Here is a 22,232-nt window from a genome sequence, read left to right on the forward strand (position 1 = left end):
CCCACTGGCGAGGGATGGGACGGTACCTACAACGGGGAGCTGATGCCATCGAGCGACTACTGGTTCACGGTCGAGTATACCGAACCGGGAGAAAGCAACGGGGAAACAAAGATCTTGAAAGAGCATTTTACCTTGAAACGATAAACCTATGAATATTAAGAAACTTTTATTAGTAGCAGTAACGACTTTTATTACATATTATAGTACCAATGCCCAAGAAGGTCTACCTATTTACTCTGATTATTTAACTGATAATTATTATTTAATACATCCTTCTATGGCGGGGGTTGCTAACTGTGCAAAAGTTAGGGTTACCGGGAGACAGCAATGGTTTGGTCATGAAGATGCTCCGAAGCTTTTGACGGTAAGTGCCAATAGTAGATTAGGGGAGTCACCTTCTGCACTAGGGGCTATATTTTATACAGATGAAAACGGGTACCACTCTCAAACAGGAGGATATTTAACGTATGCTTACCATATTCAATTCTCTAGAAGTGAATTGGATTTAAGTATGTTATCGTTCGGTTTAAGTGCAGGATTTATACAATACCGTTTGAATGAATCTGCTTTTCAAACTGATTTGATTAGCCATCCTGATAGAATTATGTCAGGGGTAGATCAAAGTGCTACCAATTTCAATATTGATTTTGGGTTTTCTTACCACTTTGATGAGCATTATATTCATGCTACTGCAAGAAACATTTTGAGAAATGATGGTATCAATTTTAATGAAAATGGAATTTTTGCTTATGATAATCCAAGACAATTCTTGGTAAGTGCTGGTACTATTTTAGCTAAATATGGTAGTGAGTGGAGTTTTGAGCCATCACTTATGTTTATGTATAAAGACGGAACCAAAGAATCTTCTATAGATATTAATATGAAGGCTTACAAAGAAATGGAATTTGGTAAAGTTTGGGGAGGTTTATCATATAGAAGAAGTTTGGACGGTGCTGAATTTCAAGATGGAACAGGTGTAAGTAGTCAAAAGCTTCAATACATTACTCCGATTTTAGGTATCAACTTCAATCAGTTTATGTTTGCTTACAATTATTCGTATCAAGCAAATTCTGTAGTGTTTAACAATGGTGGTTTTCACCAAATCACATTAGGATTTAATTTCAATTGTCGTAGAGAGCGTTACCATTGTAACTGTCCAGCGATTAACTAAATAAAAAAAAAGAGCCTTGAAATTTTCAAGGCTCTTTTTTTTTATTGATTATTTTCCCACTCGTAATTCTTAAGTGCAGCTTGCTTTTTTATACTGTTAATCATCGCAGATTGTAATTCGGTTGTGTTTTCTTTTTGTTGTGATTTAAGGTATTCCATTCTTTTTTGATTGATTGACTGAATTTCCTTGTTTATCTGTGCTCTCTCTTCAGCTTTTTTATTCAAGTATGTTTCAATTTCAGTTTTAGACTTAGTTTTTAATTCTTTTGGTAAGTCATCCTTGTTTAGATTTTGGAGATCGATAGTTTGATTCTTAATGGCATCAACTAAGTCCCATGTTGAATTGTCATATAAATAAGAGCTTTTACTAATACTTCTTGTGACTGCATTAGTTTTACCTATAGAAGCAGCTTTGTCATCTTGTTCATGTTGCATTAGTTTTTTTTCTTGACCTTTTTGTCCATAGGTGATATAGGTCTCATTAAGTTTTTCATTTAATTTTAAAATGTCATCATCAAATGGGGTTGATGCATAATGGGTTTCATTATTTTGATTTATGGCCATATAGGTGCCATGAGTTAAGTTTGCCCCTTCTTCCCAATAACTATTTATACCTTCCTGATAGTCTCCACAATAAATGGTGTTGATGGTTATTTTTTTCTCCTTAGCATATAAACTTGCCTGTTGAAATGGAATTGGTCCCTGTGTGAAAGGTTCATTTCCTGCAATAAATATTAAATTAAGATCATTATTTTCTTTACCCCAGCCAAGTTCTCTCGTTGATGTTGAGATGACCTGACCACAAAATTCGTTACCTCCATTAGTGGTGAGAGAAAATAGGTTATTTGAAATATCATCGAGATCAGAATTAAAAGGCATCACTTGTCTTATGTAGCCATTTTTTACATCTAATTGGTCATTGCCATACTCATAAATAGCAATTTTTAGGCTGGGTTTTAAATCCTTGAATTTTGCTTGAGATAATTCATTTACCATAGACCAAAGTTGAGCTTTTGCTTGATCTAGTAAGCCATCCATACTATTGCTGGTATCCAAAAGAAGAGCGACGTGAATTGTTGGTTTCTCGAGCAAAGGTTTTATTTGGCTAATCTCGGATTGAGCTAATTGTTTTGTTTGATTGTTTTTTTTGCATCCCATGAGGGCCAAAGTGACTAGAATAAACAGAATTTGTTTCATGATATAAATAAAAAAGATTTCAGAAATGTAAATTGAAAGTATTTTATATAAAAGGGAGAATGAGCCAGATGGGCATTACAATTAGTTAATGTGCATGCTGCTTGAGTAAAACCCTATAAAATACCCTGTAAGTCCTTTGGACTTAATATAAATGGTTTTAGAATAAGATGAAAAGTATGTATGTTTACTATAATATTATTTTTTTATGAAGCGTGAAGCAACATATTATATTATCATCTTCTTTACATTCATGAATTTCTATGGGTTCGCTCAGAATAGAACTGATTTGAACGAGGTCAAACAGTATGAAATTAAAGGGCAGGTAAGGGAAAGTGATAGTAAAAAAGCCATCAAAGATGTTACCGTCGAAATTTTAGCTGGTGCTCGAACCACTACAAACCAATCTGGTAGATTCAAGATAAAAGCTAAGGAAGGTGATCAATTAGTCATTAGTCATGACGATTTCCAAACGGTTTATTACGTTATTTTAAATGATGATGACATTATTGTGGAAGTACAGCCTGAGTTTAACAGGAAACCTAATCAAAGAAAATCATTCGAGCAATATTCAAGATTTTTGGATTCATCCAAAAAATATTTGAAGCTGGATGTTGAAAAAGGGCTTCAATTTGCTACAGATGCTTTAGCAGAAAGCAATTCAAAAGAACAGAATGCTAAGGCCTATGACCTTATAGCCGATATTTATATGCATTGGAAGCAGTATGATCTAGCAGTGTCTAATTACCGTATTAGTTTGCAAAATATGGCTTCTTTAGATGTGAAGCTTAAATTAGGAAGAGCTTATCAATTGAATAAGGATTTGGAAAATAGTATCAAAACTTTCTTGTCTATAAATGAATCCCAATTGTCTAGCTACCAACAAACCCTATTGTTTGAAGGTTTGGGTGATGCTTATATGGATTCAAGAAACTATTCAAAGGCAATTGCAGTATATAAAAAGGGGCTTCAGGTTGCAAAAGCACATTTAATAACGCCGAAAATAATTGATTTAAATTCCAAAATAGCCAATAGTTATAATGAAAGTGGCGAAATAACGATTGCAGAAGATTATTATGACAACTCTTTAAATTTGGCTTCAAAGGAGAATAAAGAAAGGGCTTTAAAGGAAAAGGTTACAGTCGCCGATTTTCAAGGGAGTAACCGAGCTTATGATGAGGAAATTGAGCTTCGCAAAGAAGTGTTGGAAGATATCAAGGAAGTTGAAAGGGATTCTATAATCGACAATGACAGTCCGTATACACCACAAAAACAAAATTATAAGATAGGGAATGCTTTTTACCTTCAGAAGGATTATGACAGTGCTATAAACTACCTAGAGAAAAGTATTAAGCAAGCTGATACTAAATCTGATTTGGTTGTGAAAAAGGATGCAACTAGGAAGCTTTCAGAAGTATATAATAGTTCGGGAGATTCAGAAAAGGCCTTAAAGACGTATCAAGATTATACTGAATTGGTCGAACAATTATATGTGAAAAAGGAACAGGAAATTGTTAGGGCTGCTAAATTTAGCAGGGATATAGCCAACCAGCAGAATCGTATTAAGAGTTTGGAGAGTGAAAGGGAACTTTCTGAAAGTAAATATCAATTGACTACCGAAAGAAACAGAAATCAACAGATTGTTATTTATTCCTTGGTGTTTGGGATGACTTTATTAATTGTTGTGGCTTATTTGATGTATAAGTATATAAAACAACAAAGATTAGCCAATAATTTATTGGCTTTAAAATCGCTTAGAAGTCAGATGAACCCGCATTTTATTTTTAACGCCTTGAATTCAGTCAATAGTTTTATTGCAACTAATGATGAGCGAACTGCCAATAAGTATTTGTCGGATTTCTCTACGCTTATGCGAGCCGTTTTGGAAAACAGTGAAGAAGACTTTATTCCATTAGAGAAGGAAATTGAATTGTTAGAGTTATATACCAAATTAGAGCATTTCAGATTTCAGGATAAGTTTGATTACAACATTGAAGTAGATCCAAAAATTAAGATAGATGAGTTTCAAATCCCTCCTATGCTATTGCAGCCCTATATTGAAAATGCGGTGTGGCATGGGCTTAGGTATAAAGAAGAAAAGGGATGGCTTCAAATAGACATTTCTTATATCAATAGGAATGAAATAGCCATCACAATTTCAGATAATGGAATAGGGAGGGAACGATCAAAGGCCTTAAAAACTCAAAATCAAAAGAAACATAATTCAAAAGGACTGAGTAATATACAAAAGCGGGTGGTCATTTTGAATGATATGTACAAGGACAAAGTAGATGTTCAAATAGAAGATATTAATAAGGGCGAAGAAACGGGAACTAAGGTTGTTGTAACCATTAAAAAAGATTAAATGAATTTAAAAGCAATTATCGTTGAAGACGAACAAGCAAGTAGAGATATTTTAAAAAAGTATTTGGATAAGTATTGTCCTCAGGTTTCGGTAATGGGCGAAGGATCAAATATCAATGAAGGTCTTGAATTGATTAGAAACCATGAGTTGGATTTAGTGTTTTTGGATGTTGAGATGCCTTATGGTAATGCTTTTGATCTTTTGGAAAAAGTAGGAGACAGAACTTTTGAAACCATATTTGTGACCGCCTATAATCATTATGCTATGGAAGCTCTAAATGCGCATGCTTCTTATTATTTAATGAAACCGGTTTCTATAGATGAGTTGATTAAGGCAGTCGATTATGTTGCCGATATAAAGGAAAAGGAAAATGCACTTCAAGATCAGGTATTGGTTCCCAAACAGCCAGGAGTTATTGGAAAAATAACCATTCCGCAACAAGATGGTTTTGAGGTTCTTGAAACTTCAGACATTCTTTTTTGCAAAGCTGATGATAATTACACAGAAATCCATTTAAAAAACCATAAGAAAAAAGTGGTTAGTAAAACCCTAAAGTACTTTGATGAAACCTTGGAAGCTTCTAATTTTGTAAGGGTGCATAAATCCTACCTTGTCAATGTTAACGAAATTGTCAAATACCTGAAAGGAAAAGGGGGAAGTGTTGTATTGAGTAATGGGCAAGAGATTATGGTTTCTGCCTCAAAAAAATCTGGATTATTATCTTATTTTCAATAGAATTATGGCTTTAATAAAAGAAGTGAATGGAAAATCTCCTGAAATAGGAGTCGATTGTTATGTGGCGGAGAATGCAACCATTGTTGGAGAGGTGAGTATGGGAAAACAATGTAGTGTTTGGTTTAATGCGGTGATACGTGGAGATGTGCATTATATAAAAATGGGGGACAAAGTAAATGTTCAGGATGGCGCCGTCATTCATTGTACGTACCAAAAGCATCCTACGACAATTGGGAATAATGTATCCATCGGTCACAATGCACTTGTTCATGGATGTACCATTCATGATAATGTTTTAATAGGTATGGGAAGCATTGTCATGGACAATTGTGTCGTAGAGAGCAATAGTATTGTTGCCGCAGGAGCAGTTGTCACTCAAAATACACGGGTAGAAGCCGGCAGTATTTATGCAGGTGTGCCAGCCAAAAAAGTAAAGGATATCAGTCAGGAATTAATATCAGGTGAAATAGATAGGATAGCCAACAACTATGTGAAATATTCTGGTTGGTTTAAAGAGGACTAAAAGTCCAGATATGTGGCATTGAATTTGTCCCCTATTAACTGGTTCATGACCTCGGGGTTAGAATTACTATAAAATTCTAATTTTGGGTTTGTAGGTAGTGAGTTGAGAAGGTTATTTTTTTCAAGAATAGCCTTGGTCTGTTTGGCTACAGCCTCTCCTGAATCAATGATTTTTACGTGTTTTGGAAGTATTTTCAAAAGCTGAGGAATGAGATAAGGGTAATGGGTGCATCCTAGCACCAAATAGTCAATATCGGCCTCAATCATGGGTTTTAAATAGGTGTTTAATAATTGATGCATTTCTTTGGAATCCAATTTCCCATGTTCTATCAGTGGTACAATACCATCACCATCCTGCTCCAGAACTTTAATCCCTCGCGCAAACAAATCAGAAGTTTGATTGAAAAGTTCACTTGCCAAAGTGCCTTTAGTGGCTAAGATGCCCACTGTTTTGGTTTTAGTATTTAAGGCGGCAGGTTTAATGGCGGGTTCGATTCCAATAAAGGGGACATCAAATGTACTTCTCAGTACTTTTATCGCATTGGTGGTTGCAGTATTACACGCCACAACAATGAGTTTGGCTCCTTTATTAAGCAATAACTTGGTATTCTTAATACTCAGGTCAATAATCTCTTGTTTGGTTTTATTTCCGTATGGAGCATATCTACTGTCAGCAAGGTAAATAGTGCTCTCGTTGGGCAACATGGCATGTATTTCTTTCCAAATAGAAGTGCCTCCCACGCCAGAATCAAAAATACCTATAGGTTGTGTGCTCATTGTTACAAAAATAAAAAAGCTGCCTTGTTGAAGGCAGCTTTTGTAATTATTTTATGAAAGGAAATAATTAAATTCCCAATTCTTTTTTTACGTCATCTAATAGGTTTTTACCGTCGGCCATGATAACACCTCCACCTTGGGTTGAATCTAAAACGTAATCAAAACCTTGTGCTCTGGCAACTTTTAAGATAGCAGCTTTGGCTTTTTCAGTAATTGGCTTTAAAAGGTCAATTTCTTTTTTCTGCATTTCTTGTTGTGCAGTTGCTCTATATTGCTGAATGTTTTGTTGCATAGTCATAAGCTCATTAGAACGCTTTTGGTTCTCTTCATCAGTCTTGGTTTGAGCTTCTGCCTCATATTGCTTAGCCTTATTTTGGTATTCAGTAATAGAGGCTTGGATGTCTGCTTCGTAAGTTTTTGCTAATTTATCCAACTCACTTTGGGCATTTTTCATATCAGGCATAGCTTCTATCAAACTTTGAGTGTTGATATGAGCAACTTTGCTTTGAGCCTGAGAGAAATTGATAGCTCCAAAAAATAATGCGGTTGCAAATAAAATGGTTTTCAATTGTTTCATTTTTACTAGTATTAATGTGTGTTATAAATTAAAATTGTTAATTATCTTCATTGTCCTCTTTCGGACTCTCTTCTTGTTCTTGCGCCTTTTGGCGTTCTTCTAATATTCTTTGTTTTCTAGCCTCAAGTTCTTGCTTTCTTCTTTCTCTATCTTCTAGTTTCTTTTGACGTCTTTCTTCTAGAATTTCCTCTCTTGTTTTTGTTTCTGTAGCTTCTCCATTGGCTTGTGTTTTACTTTCTGTATCCTCCGTAATGTTGTCAGATTCATCTGTATTTTCCGCTTCACGAGCATCAATTTTATCTTGTCTCGCTTTTTCACGTGCCGCAATAATACTATCTCTTCTCTGTTGAATTTCTAGTTTTCTTTGTTCCCGAGCATTCATAATGCTATCTCTCCTTTGATCCTGAGCATTTTCTCTTGCTTCTAATTCTTCGTTTATTTCGGGTAAAAGTTCTTCTTCATCGGCTGCTTTTCTTTCGGCTCTTGAAGTAGCTTGTTGACGCTTGTTACTTCTGGTGATACTTCTTATAACTTCATCACTAAAATCAAATCTATCTGCGGAATAGAGCATGACTACATCAGCGGCTTTGTCAAAAACAAAGTCATACTTTCTTTTTTCAGCCATATCTTGAACAGCGGCAAAAATTTGATCTTGTATGGGTTGGATTAATTGCTTCTTTTGAATCATTAAATCACCATTAGGACCAAAACGCTTTTGTTGGTAATCAAGGATCTCTTTCTCTTCAAAGGCTATGTCTTCTTCTCGTTCCTCAATCAATTCTTTAGTTAAAAGCACTTTCTCGTTGCTCAGATCTTTTCTTTTTTGTTCAATCTCACTTAGTTTGGTTTCAATTTCTTGCTTCCATTGCAATACTTTCTTGTCTAATTGTGAGGTAGCTTGTTGATATTCTGGGACGTTTTGGAGAATATATTCGGTATCAATGTAACCAATTCTTACGCCTCGTTGAGCGTAAGAGGATACACCAATGGTGGAAATCACTATCAGTAAAAAAAGAACTTTTAATTTGATCTGCTTCATGTTTAATGATTTATGGTTTCATAAATTCTAAAAACAACAGATGCAGAAACTCCTGCTTTCTTTAGAATTAACGTTTTCAAAATTAACGAAATTTAACTTTAAAAATTTTAATTCCCAATGTAAATAATCTATTTGGTATTAGAAAATATCGTGCCAAACTAAAATTGTTGTCCAATAATGAAATGCGTTTGCCATCTACTAGGATTAAACTCACCAGGTACCGGATCAAATCCATACCCGAAATCAATACCTAACAGACCAAAGGCGGGCATAAAGATTCTTACACCTACACCTGCAGATCTTTTAAGATCAAAAGGATTGTAGTCATGAAAATCATTGTAGGTGACACCTCCTTCTAAGAAGGTTAATCCGTAAATTTTAGCTGTTTGACTTAAAGTAATAGGGTATCGTAATTCTAAAGAGAATTTATTATAAATCGTTCCTCCATCATTTGTTGGGTTTCCATTTTCATCTAAAGGTTGAATGGATTGGTTAGGATAACCTCTTAGGGCAATGGTTTCCCTTCCATCCAAGGTGTAATTGGCTAAACCATCACCTCCAAGGAAAAATCTTTCAAATGGTATTACACCTCTATTTGGATTATATGCCCCTAAGAAACCAAATTCTAAACTAGGTTTTAAAACGAGCTTTTTTGCTAGTTCTGAATACCAGTCTACTCTAAATTTAATTTTGTAGAATTCTAACCATTTAAAACGTTCTTGATCTATCTCAGCAATTCTGTCTACAGCTTCTACACGATCTGCTTCAGGATTGTTGGTGTCTGAAACAAACTCATCTAATTCGTTTCTTTCATCTCTCAAAGCTCTATAATCTACACCATTTACCAAAGAGTAAGGGAAGGTAACTTTAGCACTTACTGTAAAGTTAGATCCTCCTGTAGGGTAAATAGGATCGTTATAAGTATTATTTCTACTTAAACCTATGGTATATGCCAAGTTATTTGAATACCCATCTCCAAAAGTAAATAAGCTCGTATTATAATTGTTTAAGTTATAATGTTGAAAAGTCAAGGCATGTGAAATTGAGAAATAATCATCTGGGATGGTTAATCTTTTTGCCAGTCCTAGGGTTACACCAGTGACATTGAAACTTCTACTTCTGTCAGGTCTTCCAGTTCTGTAATCATATGAAAATTGCTTGGAATGAGAGAATGACGTTGAAAATTGAACTGGTTTTTTTCCTCCCATCCAAGGTTCTGTAAATGAAAAACTATAGGTCTGGAAGAATTGACTGGCTTGCAATCTTAAAGCTAGTTTCTGTCCGTCACCTCTTGGAACAGGTGTATATGCATCCTTATTAAGGATATTCTTTAGTGAAAAGTTGTTAAAGGAAAGGCCCAGTGTTCCAATGAAACCGCCACCACCGTAACCACCTTGTAATTCTACTTGGCTTGAACCTGTTTCAACCACAGAGTATTCCAAATCGATGGTTCCTTCATTAGGTTTTGGGTTTTTAAAATTAGTTCCAATTTGTTCGGCATCAAAGAATCCTAATTGACTTAATTCCCTGATGGTTCTTATTACATTAGACTTTTTGTAAAGTTGACCTGGTCTTGTATAAAGCTCTCTGTAAATTACCTTATCATTGGTAACTTCATTTCCAACAATGGTGATATCATTAAAATGAACAGGTTTACCTTCTGAAATTCTAATCTCTAAATCAATGACGTTGCCTTCAGCACTAACTTCAACTGGATTAATGGTAGAAAAAAGATACCCGTTGTTTTGATACATGTTTGTGATATCCAATGCATCAGGAGATGTATTATCTGCAATACGTTTTTCTAGCATAACACCATTGTATTCATCACCTTTTTCTATCCTTAAAACACGTTTAAGTTGTTCATCTGAATAAACGGTATTACCAATGAAAGAAATATCTCCAAAAGTGTATAATTCTCCTTCTTCAATATGAATACCAATGGCTACATTTTTATCATCAACAACCGTAATAGAATCTGCCACTATTCGCGCATCTCGATAACCATTTTCTTTATACTTGTCGATGACAGCTTTTAAGTCTTCCTTATAATCGGCTTCTATATATTTAGACCGCTTGTACACGCGAATGAAATTCTTTTGTTTCGTCTTTTTCATCGCAGCTTTCAATTTATTGTCGGTAAAAACTTCATTACCAGTAAAATCGATGTCTTTGACTTTTACCTTACTGCCTTTATCAATCCTGACAACCATATTGACTCTTGCCTTTTGAATTGAATCTTGAACTTCAATTGTATTAATGGCTACTTTAGAATTATAGTAACCATCTTTTTTATACGTATTAATAAGGTAGTTTTTTGTAGTAGTAATAAGGTTTTCGGTCACCTTTACACCTTTATCAAGTTTATTTTCCTTGATGATTTTTTCCCTCTTTGATTTTTTAACACCTGTAATTTTAACCTCATTCAGTTCTGGTAAATCAGTTAATCTAATTTCCAAATAAGCCTGGTTGCCATTTTTAACATCCTTAAGGTAAATTTCTATGTTGTTGAAAAGATTGGAATTCCAAAGCTTGGTAATGGCTTTGCTAATTTTTTCTCCAGGAATAGCAATTTCTTCTCCTTTTCTTAATCCCGAATAAGCAATAATGGTTTGTTCACTAAAGGAGGTTTCACCATTTACAGTAATCTCAGCAATTGTATATGTTTTACTGTCTTGAACCATTAATTCTTGGGCGACAGCCGATGGAATACTTAAAATTAAGGTAAGTAATAATGTAAAAAGTAATTGTGTTTTCAATAGCTTGCTATCAATTAATTTGTTCACTTGTTTTCCCAAATCTTCTCTCTCTATTTTGATAATCAATGATGGCCTTAAATAAATCCTCCTTGGTGAAATCTGGCCAAAGAACTTCCGTAAAATATAATTCAGCATAAGCAATTTGCCACAAAAGGAAATTGCTTATCCTGCGTTCTCCGCTCGTTCTAATAAGCAAATCCACATCGTGTAAATTTTGCGTGTAAAGATGCTTATTAATAACCGATTCGTCAATATTTTCGGGAGAAATTATGTTATTTTTAACTTTATGGCATAAATCCTTGATAACCTGAGTGATTTCATCCCTAGAGCCATAACTTAAGGCAAGGGTTAGTATCATTCGGTTATTGTTTTTGGTTTTTTCCATGACCTCCAAAAGCTCTTTATTTATTTTTTTTGGAAGCGCATCTAAGTTGCCTATGGCATTTAATTGGATGTTATTCTTCTGGAGTGTTTCCAGTTCGTTCTTCAAGGAAGATACTAATAACCTCATAAGGGCCTGAACCTCTGGTTTTGGTCTGTTCCAGTTTTCTGTAGAAAATGCATACAAGGTTAGGTTTTTAATGCCTAATTCTGCTGAGGCTTCTACCACTTGTCTTACCGATTTGGTGCCATTTTCATGCCCTATGGCTCTTATCAAACCTTTCTGTTTGGCCCATCTGCCGTTACCATCCATGATAATGGCAATGTGATTTGGTAACTTTTCGGTATGTATTTGATCTTTTAAGTCCACTTGCCTAAAAATTGCAGTAACATGGTTTTCGGCCAAAGGTATAGGTAATGGTTAAACCAGAAAACACATACCAGTCATTGTTATTAACATTTCCAATGCTCATAGTGTCTTTAATTTGATGGGAATCTGGTTCACTTCCATCTATTTCATCTGAAAAAGTATATCGTGCTCCAATTTCAAAAGACAAAATAATATGCTCGGTTAGTCTTCCTTTTACTCCTAGTGCCATCGGAATCCCGAAGGCTAAGCTTTCAGTGTCTTCATCAATAATTCTGTCGTTTCTATAGTAGAAGTTATCGTGGTAGGCAACTGCAATACCTGAAAAAAGATATGGGGTGAAATTACGTCGGCCATCGTGTAAACTGTAATCGAAAAAGGTAAATTCCAAACCAGCGGCCAATTCCACAACGCCATTTTTAAAACTATAATTTCTTTCTTGTCGTCTGGGATCATCAGACTCACTGTCTCTTCCTTCTAATTCAGAAAAAATTGCAGAAAACCTGAAGGAGTGTCTATTGCTACGATTCCATTTCCAAACGGCTCCAATAGCCGGTTTGTTAGGGGCGATGTATTTGGTCGAGCCAATATCTCCTATAAAGTTGCTACCCCCCAAAAAGACACCCAACTCATGGGTTTGCGAATGGCAAATTTGGACGGTAAAAAATAATATGATTAAAGTGGTTAAATACCTCATAAACACTTAAAAGTTTGCAAATATAATAAATCTAAATTCCCAATAACAAATTGTAGGGGTTTGTGTTAGGTTTAAAACAAGATTTATTCACTTTTATTGTTTAATTACGCTTATCTTCTCCCCAAAGAAGTTTTTTTCTAAGGGTGTCTAGAAAACTTTCATCTAAGAGCTCTATCATTTTTATTTTGAAAGGTGCTTTGGAGATGGTTATGAGTGTTTCATTATCTAAAGTTGCTATTCTAGAGTCTAGGGAGATTAAATGTTGGTGTTCTCTTCCGGATACTTTCAATTGAATTTCTGTAGTGTCTTTAATAACAAGAGGTCTTGCGTTTAAATTGTGTGGCGCAATAGGGGTGAGCACAAAACTTTCAGCATGGGGGTCAATTACTGGGCCACCGCAACTTAGAGAATATCCTGTAGAGCCCGTGGGGGTAGAAACAATCAAGCCATCACTCCAGTATGATGTAAGGTATTCTCCATTTAAATGAGTGTCGACTGTAATCATGGAAGTGGTGTTTTTTCGACTTACCGTAATTTCGTTTAATGCGAAATTTAGGTTCTCCATATTTTTATTGGAGGGTGTTGTTTTGACTTCCAATAGACTACGTTCTGAAATCTTGTATCTCCCTTCAAAAATGTGGTCCATCGCAGTTTCAATGCGATTGTTTTGAATGGTTGCTAAAAAACCTAATCGTCCTGTATTGATTCCAACAATGGGAATGGATTTATCTTTTACAAAGGTAATTGCTCTTAAAATGGTGCCGTCGCCACCGATACTTATTAATAAATCAAAACTGTCATCTAATGTTTTGAAGGTATTAAAATGGTAAGCATTTTCATCGGGATTGATTTGACTGTTGATGATTTGCAAGAAAGTTTCTTCAATGAAGAAATCCCCATTTTTCTTTTCGAGATAATCAAAAAGAATCTTTATAGCCTCCTCGGCATTTTGGTGGTAAAATTGCCCAAAAATTGCTACCTTCATCTATATATTCAGGTATTTATTGAGGTAATCAGAACGTTCTTTGAGGCTTTCCATATAACTGTCCTCCTCATGTCCAGAAATAATATTGTAGCTATATCTTCTAAAGGTTTGCATAATGTCGTTAAGTCCTGTATTGCCCACTTTCAGGGTGATTTGAACTAGGTCATTTTCAATTTTTGAAATAAAAGCTCCTAAAAGTTTCCCGTTGTTTGATTCTACAATTTGACTCAACTCACTAAAGGAATAGTCATTAATACCCTTTTCTATGATTAAAATACCACCAGCTTCAGCAAAAAATGGAGTTTCGTTAAATAAGGTGATAATATCATTGAGCTCGTAGTAACCTAAATAGGTGTTTTTGACATCAAGGACAGGCATGATATTGGTCGAGTTTTGAGCAAAAGATTCCAAAACATCAAGCCATACTGTGGTATCTCTAACGAAAAATCCTTCAATAGTATGTCCGTAATCGGAAATAAGTTTTTTACCATCAAGGCAATGAGCGTCATTTTCAGAAATACAGCCTAGATACTGGTTCAAGTCATTTACAACTGGAATGTGAGAGTAAGTCAGCTGATTGAACATAACCTGAACATCGCCAATATGGTCCTTGATGTTCAAGGGTTTGATGTCGTTTATGATAAATTCAGCAATGTTCATACACTTTCTTTTATCTGCAAATTAATCAAAAAAATGCTACAATAAGCCTGATTCAGTTTGTATTTTTGTTCAAAGAAACGTTAAAAATGACCAAGCTAAGTGTTAATATAAATAAGATCGCCACTCTAAGAAATTCAAGAGGAGGGGATGTTCCAAATGTAGTTCAATTCGCAAGAGATGTTCAAAGATTTGGTGCTGAGGGTGTCACTGTTCACCCAAGGCCAGATGAACGCCACATTACCTATCGAGATGTTTATGATTTAAAATCAGAAGTCTATACCGAGTTTAATATTGAAGGGAATCCTATAGATAAGTTCAATAAAATGGTGCTTGAGGTAAAGCCCACTCAAGTAACCTTAGTTCCCGATGCAGAGGACGCTATTACAAGTAACGCAGGTTGGGATACCATTAAGCATAAGAGCTTTCTTCAGGATGTCATCGCCCAATTTAAAGAAAGTGGGATTAGAACTTCCATTTTTGTTGATCCAGTTGAGGCTCAAATTGAAGGTGCTAAAGAGACTGGTACAGATAGAATTGAATTATATACCGAAGCCTTTGCGCATCAATACGGTTTGGGTAATAAGAATGGAATTAAACCTTATTCGGCATGTGCAGAACTGGCCAATCAATTAGGGTTGGGAATCAATGCTGGACACGATTTATCCTTGGATAACATCCAATTTTTTAAAGAACACATTCCTGGGTTATTGGAAGTCTCAATAGGGCATGCTTTAATTTCTGAAAGTCTTTATTTGGGTATTGAGAATGTGGTTCAAATGTATTTAAACAAGTTGAAGTAAATGGAATTATATTCAAATGTTATTGGTGAAGGTCGCCCGTTTATCATTCTACATGGGTTTTTGGGTATGAGTGATAACTGGAAAACCCTTGGAAAGGCTTTTGGCGAGCAAGGATTTGAAGTACATCTTTTAGACCAAAGAAACCATGGACGAAGTTTTCATGATGAGGCCTTTAATTATGAAGTGTTGGTAGCAGACCTCAAACATTATTGTGAAATCAATAATTTGCGAGATATTATCCTTTTAGGGCACTCCATGGGTGGTAAAACAGCCATGTTGTTTGCCACAGAGTATCCAGAATTGGTTTCTAAATTGATGGTGGCAGATATCTCTCCTAGGTTTTATCCAGTACATCATGATCGAATACTAGAAGGCCTAAGTAGTTTGGATTTTTCAGAATTAGGGTCAAGAGGAGAGGCAGATGATCAATTGGCCAAATATGTTTCCGATTTTGGTACAAGACAGTTTTTATTGAAGAATCTTTATTGGGTAGAAAAAGGGCAGCTAGGTTTGAGAATGAACTTACCGGTCTTAAAAGCGCAGGTTGAAGAAGTAGGTGAGGCTTTGCCGATGCATGCGAAATTTGATGGTGACACCTTGTTTTTAAGAGGTGATAAAAGTGAGTATATTTCCCTTGAGGATGAGTCAATCATCCAAAGACACTTCCCAAAAGCTAAAATTGAAACAGTAAGTAATGCGGGACATTGGTTGCATGCCGAGAATCCGGAGGAATTTTATAATTACGTCATAGATTTTATCAAGTAGTTTTTTGTACTTTTAAGAAAAACGATTACGATATGAATCTTATCCTCAAAATTTTATTAAATGCCGTGGCCGTCATTATTTTGGCCTACATCCTTCCGGGAGTATCTGTAAGCGGCTTTGGAACAGCCATTTTGGTGGCTTTGGTTCTTGGAATTTTAAACCTTTTGGTCAAGCCTTTATTGGTTATCTTGACCTTGCCCATTACCATTTTAACCTTGGGGTTATTTTTATTGGTGGTTAATGCGATTATTATTTTGATTGCCAGGGAAATGATAGGCGGTTTTGATGTTAGTAGCATCTGGACAGCCATACTTTTTAGCATTCTTTTATCCATTCTAGAATCTATTCTACATTCGCTTTTGGATAAGGATAAAAAGTAAGTGAATTTCAGACCGTTAAAAACTTTGTGGGGTTGCGAAAAAGTTATACTTTTGCAACCCTTTTTAATTACAATAAGTTTTATTACCCTTAGGGTTTATTACATTCCATATGAATATTACAAGAGAAAACATTGATGAGTTAAATGCTGTAGTAAAGGTAGATATCGAGAAATCGGATTACAGCGACAAAGTTGAAAAGATCTTATCGGATTACCGTAAAACTGCTTCTGTACCTGGATTTAGAAAAGGTCACGTACCTATGGGGATGGTTAAAAAGCAGTATGGTAAAGCAGTTTTGGTTGATGAAGTGAACAAGCTTTTACAGGATGCACTTAACAAATATTTGACTGAGGAAAAATTGGATGTTTTAGGTCATCCACTTCCAAAGCCACAAGATAACCTTGATTGGGATGCAGAGCAATTGTCTTTTGAATTTGAATTAGGATTAGCTCCTGAATTTTCAGTTGATTTAAGTCCTAAAAAAGCAATTACCCATTATACTATCATAGCGGATGACAAAATGATCAACGAACAAGTTGAAAGCATCCAAAAGCAATATGGTAAATTAGTTTCTCAAGAAGAAGTCTCTAAAGACAGCGAGGTTACTGGTGTTTACAGTAACGAGGAGAAAGGTATCGAAAATAGAGTTACTTTAACCCTAGATAAATTCAAAGGAAAAGCGACTGAAAAGAAATTTATTGGTGCAAAAGTTGGTGATGTTATTACTTTAAAAACTAAAGGTTTGTATAGCGATGACCACGAATTAATGCATGCCTTGAAGGTAAGTCATGATGAAGTTCATGATTTGGATATTGAAGTGAGCTTTACAATTTCTGAAATTAACAACCGTGAATTGGCAGATTTAGATCAAGACTTGTTTGATAAATTATTTGGTAAAGACGTAGTGAAGTCAGTAACTGATTTGAAAGAAAAAATCAAAGAAGATGCTGAGAAACAATTTAAGCAACAAGCTGATCAAAAATTGTTGAATGACGTAACTGAATATTTAGTTGACAGTACCAAATTTGAATTACCAGCAGAATTCCTTCAAAAATGGATTCAAACATCTGGAGAGCAACCTTTGGATGAAGTACAAGCTAAAGAAGAGTATGAAAAGTCTGAGAAAGGATTGCGTTATCAATTGATTGAAGGAAAGTTGGTGGGTGATAATAACATCCAGGTGACTATGGAAGATGTGACTGGTCATACTAAAGAAATGATCAAAGCACAAATGGCTCAATTTGGTCAAATGAATCCTTCTGAAGAGGAATTAGATGGAATCGCTTCAAGAGTTTTGACTAACCAAGAAGAAGTTCGTAGAATTTCTGAGCAAATCATTAGTCAAAAATTACTATCCTTTTATAAGGAAAATGTAAAGCTTAAAGAGAAGGAAGTGACTTACGAGAACTTTGTGAAAGAAGTTTACGGAGACAAGTAATTAAGATTCTTTTAAAGAATAAATGCTTATATTTAGGCGTTGGAAATTAAGCTTTCAACGCCTTTTTAATTGGTTAATTTTTATTAGAATATATTTATGGATTACGCTAAAGAATTTGAAAAATTCGCTATAAAAGATCAAGGGATTAGCAGTACTTACTACAACAAGATAATGAGTAGTATGTATCCTGTTGGTTTAACTCCCAATATTATTGAAGAACGTCAAATGAACATTGCGATTTTTGATGTGTTTTCACGTCTAATGATGGACCGAATTATCTTCTTGGGAACGGCAATTAATGATCAAGTTGCCAATATCATTCAGGCCCAATTGTTGTTTTTGGAAAGTACAGACTCTTCTAAAGACATTCAGATTTATATAAATTCTCCAGGTGGGGGTGTATATGCTGGTTTGGGTATTTATGACACCATGCAGTTTATTAAGCCAGATGTGGCTACTATTTGTACTGGTATGGCAGCATCAATGGGAGCAGTATTGTTATGTGCTGGTAAAGAAGGTAAACGTAGTGGATTGCCACACTCAAGGGTAATGATTCATCAGCCTTTAGGTGGCGCTCAAGGTCAGGCTAGTGATATTGAAATTACGGCTAGGGAGATTTTAAAATTAAAAGAAGAATTATATCAAATTATCAGTAAGCACTCGGGTCAACCTTACGACAAGGTATATGATGACAGTGATCGTGATTACTGGATGAAAGCTGAACAAGCTAAAGAATATGGAATGATTGACGAAGTATTGATGCGCAGTTAATCATAGAAGTAAGTAAAAGTAAAGTATGGCAAAAGAAGAATTAGAATGCTCGTTTTGTGGTAGAAAAAAGCCAGAAACTAATTTATTGATTGCAGGTTTAGATGCTCACATTTGTGATCGTTGTATCGAACAGGCCCATGGTATTGTATTGGAAGAATCCAAGCAAAGCCATAACACCGAGTTGTCGGCCGAATTGATGTTGCGTAAGCCTCAAAAAATCAAACAATTTCTTGATGAATATATTATAGGTCAAGAAGCTACTAAAAAAGTGATGTCTGTGGCTGTTTATAACCACTACAAAAGGTTATTGCAATCACCTACTGATGATGATATTGAAATTCAAAAAAGTAATATCGTTATGGTGGGGCAGACTGGTACTGGTAAAACCTTAATGGCGAAAACCATTGCCCGTATGCTTAATGTGCCGTTGGCTATTGTTGATGCCACTGTTTTAACAGAGGCAGGCTATGTGGGTGAAGATGTGGAAAGTATTTTAACCCGATTGTTGCAAGCGGCTGATTACAATTTGGAAAAGGCAGAAAAAGGAATCGTTTTTATCGATGAGATAGATAAGATTGCGCGTAAAAGTGATAATCCATCCATTACAAGAGACGTATCTGGAGAGGGAGTACAACAGGCCTTGTTGAAATTATTGGAAGGTACAGTGGTTAATGTACCGCCCAAGGGAGGTAGAAAGCACCCTGATCAAAAATTCATAGAAGTCAATACCGAAAACATTTTGTTCATTGCAGGAGGAGCTTTTGATGGTATCGAAAAAATCATCTCCAAGCGTTTAAATATGAAAGCTGTTGGGTATAGTGCTTCCATGTCTGATGACCAAATTGACAATGATAATTTATTGCAATATATCATTCCGAAAGATTTAAAGGACTTTGGATTGATTCCTGAAATTATTGGACGTTTGCCGGTTCTTACGTATATGAATCCGTTGGATGATAAAACGTTGAGAGCTATTTTGACAGAGCCGAAAAACGCTATCATCAAGCAATATAAAAAGTTGTTTGAAATGGATGATATCGATTTCAGTATCACCGATGGCGCTTTAGACTTTATTGTTGAAAAAGCCGTAGAATACAAACTTGGAGCACGTGGACTACGTTCTTTATGCGAGGAGATTTTAACGGATGCTATGTTTGAAATGCCAGGTACAAATGACAAAGAGCTTAAGGTCACTAAGGCCTATGCCGAAGATAAATTGACAAAAACTACATTAAAGAAACTGAAAGCGGTTTCCTAATTAGCTTTACTGCATAAAAAAAGCCTCCTAAGTTTAGGAGGCTTTTTTATTTCTATGGATTGAAGTAATTAATAATGCAATATTATAATTCGTTTTCTTCTAATATTGAGGTAAATCTAATAGAATTATCCTTTTTAAAAAAGGAGATAAAATGCCTTTTAGACCAACCTTAAAAAATACTCGATAAAAATTTTCTTACAGTCAATTTCTCCGATTAAGTACCTATTGGTTCATGCCTAACAAATCGTCAAGGTACATTCTTGTATTTGAGAGCCTAGGGACCTTGTGTTGACCTCCCAATTTACCATGTTGTTTTAACCAATCATAAAACAGTTTGGGTCTAGCCATGTGAATTTTGGGCTTATTCAGAGTCATATTGTTGTACCTTTTGGCTTCATAGTCTGAATTTAAGGCCTTCAGGGCATTGTCAAACAATTCGTTAAAATAATCAATGTCTTGAGGTGGTATTTTAAATTCAATGAGCCACTCGTGGGCCCCTTTTTCCTTGCCTTCCATGAAAATAGGAGCTGCCGTATAATCTACAATTTGTGCTCCTGTTTTTTGACATACCTTTCTTAGGGCATCTTCAGCATTTTCAATGATCAATTCTTCACCAAACACATTAATATGATGCTTGGTTCTACCAGAAACTTTGATCCGGTAAGGTTTTATGGAGGTGAATTTTACCGTATCACCAATTTTATAACGCCATAGACCTGCATTTGTTGTAATGACTATGGCATAGTTTTTACCCAGCTCTACCTGATTAAGAGGAATGACGTGTTCAGATTCTGTTCCGTAGCTATCCATTGGAATGAATTCGTAGAAAATCCCATAGTCCAACATGAGCAATAATTCACTGGATTTGTTCCTGTCTTGAATAGCAAAAAAACCTTCCGAAGCATTATAGATTTCATAATACCTGAAATCTTTTTTGGGAAGGATTGATTTGTATTGGTTTTTATATGGAGTGAAACTAACGCCACCATGGAAGTAAACTTCCAAGTTGGGCCAAATATCCAATAAACTATCCTTATTAGTATAGTCTAAAACATTGTTCAATAACACCAACATCCATGAAGGAACGCCAGCTAAACTTGTCACATTCTCTTCAACGGTCTCTTCTACAATGGCCTGCATTTTTTCTTCCCAATTGCTCATCAATGAAACACGGTTACTCGGCGTGCTGCTGAACTCTGCCCAAAAGGGCATATTATCAATTAGAATGGCTGATAAATCGCCAAAAATGGTTCCATTTTCTCTATACAGTTCTTTGCTTCCTCCCAGTCTTAAACTCTTTCCAGTAAAAAGTTGGGAATCTTCATTATTGTTTAAGTACATACACAGTAGATCCTTGCTTGCCGCATAATGGCAATCTTCCAAGGAATCTCCACTTACAGGAATGAATTTACTTTTACTGTTTGTGGTACCACTTGATTTGGCAAACCATTTAATAGGTTCTGGCCAGAATATATTGGTTTCGCCTTGACGAGAACGTTCAATGTCTGGGCTTAAATCTTCGTAGTGGGAAATAGGAATGCGTTGTGCAAAAGTTTCATAATCCCCAATGGATTGGAAATCATAGCGTCTACCAATTTCTGTGTCTTTGGCTTTCTCCAATAAATGGGAAAGCAGTTCCATCTGCACTTCATTGGGGTACTTTAAGAAAAGTTCTATCTGGTGAAATCGTTTCTTTAAAAACCAAGAAGCAATAGAATTTACTATTGGAAATGGCATATTTGCATTATCTTTAAAAAACTAAAAATAATACTTTTTTTTATGACCTACCAAGGTGTCTTGACAAAAATGGAGACTGAGTTTTTAAACCCGATTCAATACTATTTGGTGTTTGAAAATGACTTTATCAATCTGAATCAATTGTTGGGTAAAACAATCACTATGCAATTTGTTAAATACCAGTGTTTAAACTGTGGTTTAGATAAGCCCATCTACCGCCAGGGATTTTGTAAAAGCTGCTTTTTTGAAGTTCCTCAAGCAGCAGATTGGGTGATGAAGCCTGAATTGAGTAAGGCACATTTGGATCAGGAAGAACGTGATTTAGTATATGAAAAGAAAGTACAATTACAGCCCCATATCGTTTATTTGGCGAATTCCAGTAGCGTGAAAGTTGGGGTCACTAGAAAAACTCAAGTGCCAACTAGGTGGATTGATCAAGGCGCACATGAAGCTATTGAAATTGTTGAGGTTCCCAATAGATATTTGGCAGGGATTACCGAAGTAGCTCTAAAGGAGCATGTGAGTGATAAGACCAATTGGAGAACCATGCTCAAGAATGATGTGGTTGATGAAAATCTGGTCGAGTGGCGTGAACGATTAAAAGAGTTTATTCCTGAGGAAGCAAAGGAATATTATATCGAAAACAACACTGAAACCGAGCTTGATTTTCCTGTTTCAAAATATCCTGCAAAACCCAGTAGTTTGAATATTGAAAAGCAAAAAAGTTTTGAAGGTAAATTAGTTGGGGTTAAGGGGCAATACCTGATTTTTGAAGATGATACAGTCTTTAATGTCCGGTCCAACGAAGGGCTTGTTGTGGCCATCGAAATTAAAGTTTAACAGCTCTTTAATAGA

22 protein-coding genes are annotated in these 22,232 nt (G+C 35.5%); 12 read left to right on the plus strand and 10 right to left on the minus strand.

All coding sequences use genetic code 11. The annotated features are described in order from the left end of the window. Both GZ212_RS15060 and GZ212_RS15065 read left to right on the plus strand, forming a co-directional pair. Positions 1–144 (plus strand): T9SS type B sorting domain-containing protein (locus GZ212_RS15060; protein WP_166959098.1); only part of this gene is annotated, 144 nt, incomplete at its 5' end. A gap of 4 nt (positions 145–148) precedes the next feature. Then, positions 149–1,171 (plus strand): type IX secretion system membrane protein PorP/SprF, encoded by a 1,023-nt coding sequence (locus tag GZ212_RS15065; protein ID WP_166962061.1) that lies wholly within the window; start codon positions 149–151, stop codon positions 1,169–1,171. A 41-nt stretch (positions 1,172–1,212) separates the two neighbouring features. Here GZ212_RS15065 and GZ212_RS15070 read toward each other — a convergent pair whose 3' ends face one another. Then, positions 1,213–2,166 carry a hypothetical protein gene (locus GZ212_RS15070; RefSeq protein WP_240923831.1) on the minus strand — a complete coding sequence of 318 codons (954 nt, stop codon included), beginning with the start codon at positions 2,164–2,166 and terminating at the stop codon, positions 1,213–1,215. A gap of 406 nt (positions 2,167–2,572) precedes the next feature. On the opposite strand from GZ212_RS15070, the gene GZ212_RS15075 reads away from it, so the two are divergent. Genes GZ212_RS15075 through GZ212_RS15085 form a run of 3 tightly spaced genes read left to right on the plus strand, consistent with a single transcriptional unit; the run spans position 2,573 to position 5,987 of the window. Continuing rightward, complete coding sequence (locus GZ212_RS15075; RefSeq protein WP_166962067.1) at positions 2,573–4,729, plus strand: histidine kinase; 2,157 nt, start codon at positions 2,573–2,575, stop codon at positions 4,727–4,729. Then, the gene (locus GZ212_RS15080; RefSeq protein WP_166962070.1) at positions 4,730–5,464 is read left to right on the plus strand and encodes a LytTR family DNA-binding domain-containing protein; all 735 of its coding nucleotides are present in this window, start codon (positions 4,730–4,732) and stop codon (positions 5,462–5,464) included. A 4-nt stretch (positions 5,465–5,468) separates the two neighbouring features. Then, positions 5,469–5,987: a gamma carbonic anhydrase family protein gene (locus GZ212_RS15085; RefSeq protein WP_166962073.1), complete on the plus strand. Its 519-nt coding sequence runs from the start codon at positions 5,469–5,471 to the stop codon at positions 5,985–5,987. Here GZ212_RS15085 and murI read toward each other — a convergent pair. The 8 genes from murI to GZ212_RS15125 all read right to left on the minus strand — a co-directional run bounded on the left by murI (position 5,984) and on the right by GZ212_RS15125 (position 14,228). Beyond that, positions 5,984–6,763, minus strand: a complete 780-nt coding sequence (gene murI, locus GZ212_RS15090; protein WP_166962076.1) for a glutamate racemase — start codon at positions 6,761–6,763, stop codon at positions 5,984–5,986. The two genes, GZ212_RS15085 and murI, sit on opposite strands and share 4 nt — an antisense overlap. A 67-nt stretch (positions 6,764–6,830) precedes the next feature. Continuing rightward, the gene (locus tag GZ212_RS15095) at positions 6,831–7,340 is read right to left on the minus strand and encodes an OmpH family outer membrane protein (RefSeq protein ID WP_053969858.1); all 510 of its coding nucleotides are present in this window, start codon (positions 7,338–7,340) and stop codon (positions 6,831–6,833) included. 37 nt (positions 7,341–7,377) lie between these two features. Further along, positions 7,378–8,379, minus strand: a complete 1,002-nt coding sequence (locus tag GZ212_RS15100) for an OmpH family outer membrane protein (protein WP_206080465.1) — start codon at positions 8,377–8,379, stop codon at positions 7,378–7,380. A gap of 158 nt (positions 8,380–8,537) precedes the next feature. Then, the gene (locus GZ212_RS15105) at positions 8,538–11,177 is read right to left on the minus strand and encodes an outer membrane protein assembly factor (RefSeq protein ID WP_166962402.1); all 2,640 of its coding nucleotides are present in this window, start codon (positions 11,175–11,177) and stop codon (positions 8,538–8,540) included. Next, positions 11,149–11,889: an isoprenyl transferase gene (locus GZ212_RS15110; protein WP_166962079.1), complete on the minus strand. Its 741-nt coding sequence runs from the start codon at positions 11,887–11,889 to the stop codon at positions 11,149–11,151. Before GZ212_RS15110 ends, GZ212_RS15105 begins: the two co-directional genes overlap by 29 nt. A 4-nt stretch (positions 11,890–11,893) precedes the next feature. Further along, positions 11,894–12,583 carry a DUF6089 family protein gene (locus tag GZ212_RS15115; RefSeq protein WP_053969857.1) on the minus strand — a complete coding sequence of 230 codons (690 nt, stop codon included), beginning with the start codon at positions 12,581–12,583 and terminating at the stop codon, positions 11,894–11,896. Positions 12,584–12,683: 100 nt separating this feature from the next. Continuing rightward, complete coding sequence (locus tag GZ212_RS15120) at positions 12,684–13,568, minus strand: NAD kinase (protein WP_166962082.1); 885 nt, start codon at positions 13,566–13,568, stop codon at positions 12,684–12,686. Beyond that, the gene (locus tag GZ212_RS15125) at positions 13,569–14,228 is read right to left on the minus strand and encodes a CBS domain-containing protein (RefSeq protein ID WP_166962085.1); all 660 of its coding nucleotides are present in this window, start codon (positions 14,226–14,228) and stop codon (positions 13,569–13,571) included. Positions 14,229–14,314: 86 nt separating this feature from the next. Here GZ212_RS15125 and GZ212_RS15130 point away from each other — a divergent pair, with 86 nt between their 5' ends. From GZ212_RS15130 to clpX, 6 genes are all read left to right on the plus strand, one after another. Next, complete coding sequence (locus GZ212_RS15130; protein WP_166962088.1) at positions 14,315–15,028, plus strand: pyridoxine 5'-phosphate synthase; 714 nt, start codon at positions 14,315–14,317, stop codon at positions 15,026–15,028. Then, entirely contained in the window at positions 15,029–15,793 is a 765-nt protein-coding gene (locus GZ212_RS15135; RefSeq protein ID WP_166962091.1) for an alpha/beta fold hydrolase, read from the plus strand. It abuts the gene before it with no gap. 32 nt (positions 15,794–15,825) lie between these two features. Continuing rightward, positions 15,826–16,173: a phage holin family protein gene (locus GZ212_RS15140; RefSeq protein ID WP_053969852.1), complete on the plus strand. Its 348-nt coding sequence runs from the start codon at positions 15,826–15,828 to the stop codon at positions 16,171–16,173. Positions 16,174–16,282: 109 nt separating this feature from the next. After that, positions 16,283–17,611 (plus strand): trigger factor, encoded by a 1,329-nt coding sequence (gene tig / locus GZ212_RS15145; protein WP_166962094.1) that lies wholly within the window; start codon positions 16,283–16,285, stop codon positions 17,609–17,611. A 96-nt stretch (positions 17,612–17,707) separates the two neighbouring features. Next, positions 17,708–18,382 (plus strand): ATP-dependent Clp endopeptidase proteolytic subunit ClpP, encoded by a 675-nt coding sequence (clpP, locus tag GZ212_RS15150; protein WP_053969850.1) that lies wholly within the window; start codon positions 17,708–17,710, stop codon positions 18,380–18,382. A gap of 25 nt (positions 18,383–18,407) precedes the next feature. Next, entirely contained in the window at positions 18,408–19,640 is a 1,233-nt protein-coding gene (gene clpX / locus GZ212_RS15155; RefSeq protein ID WP_053969849.1) for an ATP-dependent Clp protease ATP-binding subunit ClpX, read from the plus strand. Positions 19,641–19,862: 222 nt separating this feature from the next. Here the strand turns inward: clpX and GZ212_RS15160 are convergent, their stop codons facing one another. Then, entirely contained in the window at positions 19,863–21,377 is a 1,515-nt protein-coding gene (locus GZ212_RS15160; RefSeq protein ID WP_166962097.1) for a GH3 auxin-responsive promoter family protein, read from the minus strand. 42 nt (positions 21,378–21,419) lie between these two features. On the opposite strand from GZ212_RS15160, the gene GZ212_RS15165 reads away from it, so the two are divergent. Next, positions 21,420–22,217, plus strand: coding sequence for a DUF2797 domain-containing protein (locus GZ212_RS15165; protein WP_166962100.1), 798 nt, complete (start codon positions 21,420–21,422; stop codon positions 22,215–22,217). The last annotated feature ends 15 nt before the right edge of the window (positions 22,218–22,232 follow it).

This window comes from Mangrovimonas sp. CR14, assembly GCF_011764015.1.
Taxonomy (GTDB): Bacteria; Bacteroidota; Bacteroidia; order Flavobacteriales; family Flavobacteriaceae; genus Mangrovimonas; species Mangrovimonas futianensis.

Excerpts from the sequence above, each read along its gene's own strand:
- GZ212_RS15100 (WP_206080465.1), bottom strand. The coding sequence starts at position 8,379 with ATGAAGCAGATCAAATTAAAAGTTCTTTTTTTACTGATAGTGATTTCC.
- GZ212_RS15130 (WP_166962088.1), top strand. The coding sequence starts at position 14,315 with ATGACCAAGCTAAGTGTTAATATAAATAAGATCGCCACTCTAAGAAAT.
- clpP (WP_053969850.1), top strand. The coding sequence starts at position 17,708 with ATGGATTACGCTAAAGAATTTGAAAAATTCGCTATAAAAGATCAAGGG.
- clpX (WP_053969849.1), top strand. The coding sequence starts at position 18,408 with ATGGCAAAAGAAGAATTAGAATGCTCGTTTTGTGGTAGAAAAAAGCCA.
- GZ212_RS15065 (WP_166962061.1), top strand. The coding sequence starts at position 149 with ATGAATATTAAGAAACTTTTATTAGTAGCAGTAACGACTTTTATTACA.
- GZ212_RS15160 (WP_166962097.1), bottom strand. The coding sequence starts at position 21,377 with ATGCCATTTCCAATAGTAAATTCTATTGCTTCTTGGTTTTTAAAGAAA.
- GZ212_RS15165 (WP_166962100.1), top strand. The coding sequence starts at position 21,420 with ATGACCTACCAAGGTGTCTTGACAAAAATGGAGACTGAGTTTTTAAAC.
- GZ212_RS15095 (WP_053969858.1), bottom strand. The coding sequence starts at position 7,340 with ATGAAACAATTGAAAACCATTTTATTTGCAACCGCATTATTTTTTGGA.
- GZ212_RS15070 (WP_240923831.1), bottom strand. The coding sequence starts at position 2,166 with ATGGTAAATGAATTATCTCAAGCAAAATTCAAGGATTTAAAACCCAGC.
- GZ212_RS15080 (WP_166962070.1), top strand. The coding sequence starts at position 4,730 with ATGAATTTAAAAGCAATTATCGTTGAAGACGAACAAGCAAGTAGAGAT.
- tig (WP_166962094.1), top strand. The coding sequence starts at position 16,283 with ATGAATATTACAAGAGAAAACATTGATGAGTTAAATGCTGTAGTAAAG.
- GZ212_RS15120 (WP_166962082.1), bottom strand. The coding sequence starts at position 13,568 with ATGAAGGTAGCAATTTTTGGGCAATTTTACCACCAAAATGCCGAGGAG.
- GZ212_RS15075 (WP_166962067.1), top strand. The coding sequence starts at position 2,573 with ATGAAGCGTGAAGCAACATATTATATTATCATCTTCTTTACATTCATG.
- GZ212_RS15140 (WP_053969852.1), top strand. The coding sequence starts at position 15,826 with ATGAATCTTATCCTCAAAATTTTATTAAATGCCGTGGCCGTCATTATT.
- GZ212_RS15135 (WP_166962091.1), top strand. The coding sequence starts at position 15,029 with ATGGAATTATATTCAAATGTTATTGGTGAAGGTCGCCCGTTTATCATT.
- GZ212_RS15085 (WP_166962073.1), top strand. The coding sequence starts at position 5,469 with ATGGCTTTAATAAAAGAAGTGAATGGAAAATCTCCTGAAATAGGAGTC.
- GZ212_RS15115 (WP_053969857.1), bottom strand. The coding sequence starts at position 12,583 with ATGAGGTATTTAACCACTTTAATCATATTATTTTTTACCGTCCAAATT.
- GZ212_RS15125 (WP_166962085.1), bottom strand. The coding sequence starts at position 14,228 with ATGAACATTGCTGAATTTATCATAAACGACATCAAACCCTTGAACATC.
- murI (WP_166962076.1), bottom strand. The coding sequence starts at position 6,763 with ATGAGCACACAACCTATAGGTATTTTTGATTCTGGCGTGGGAGGCACT.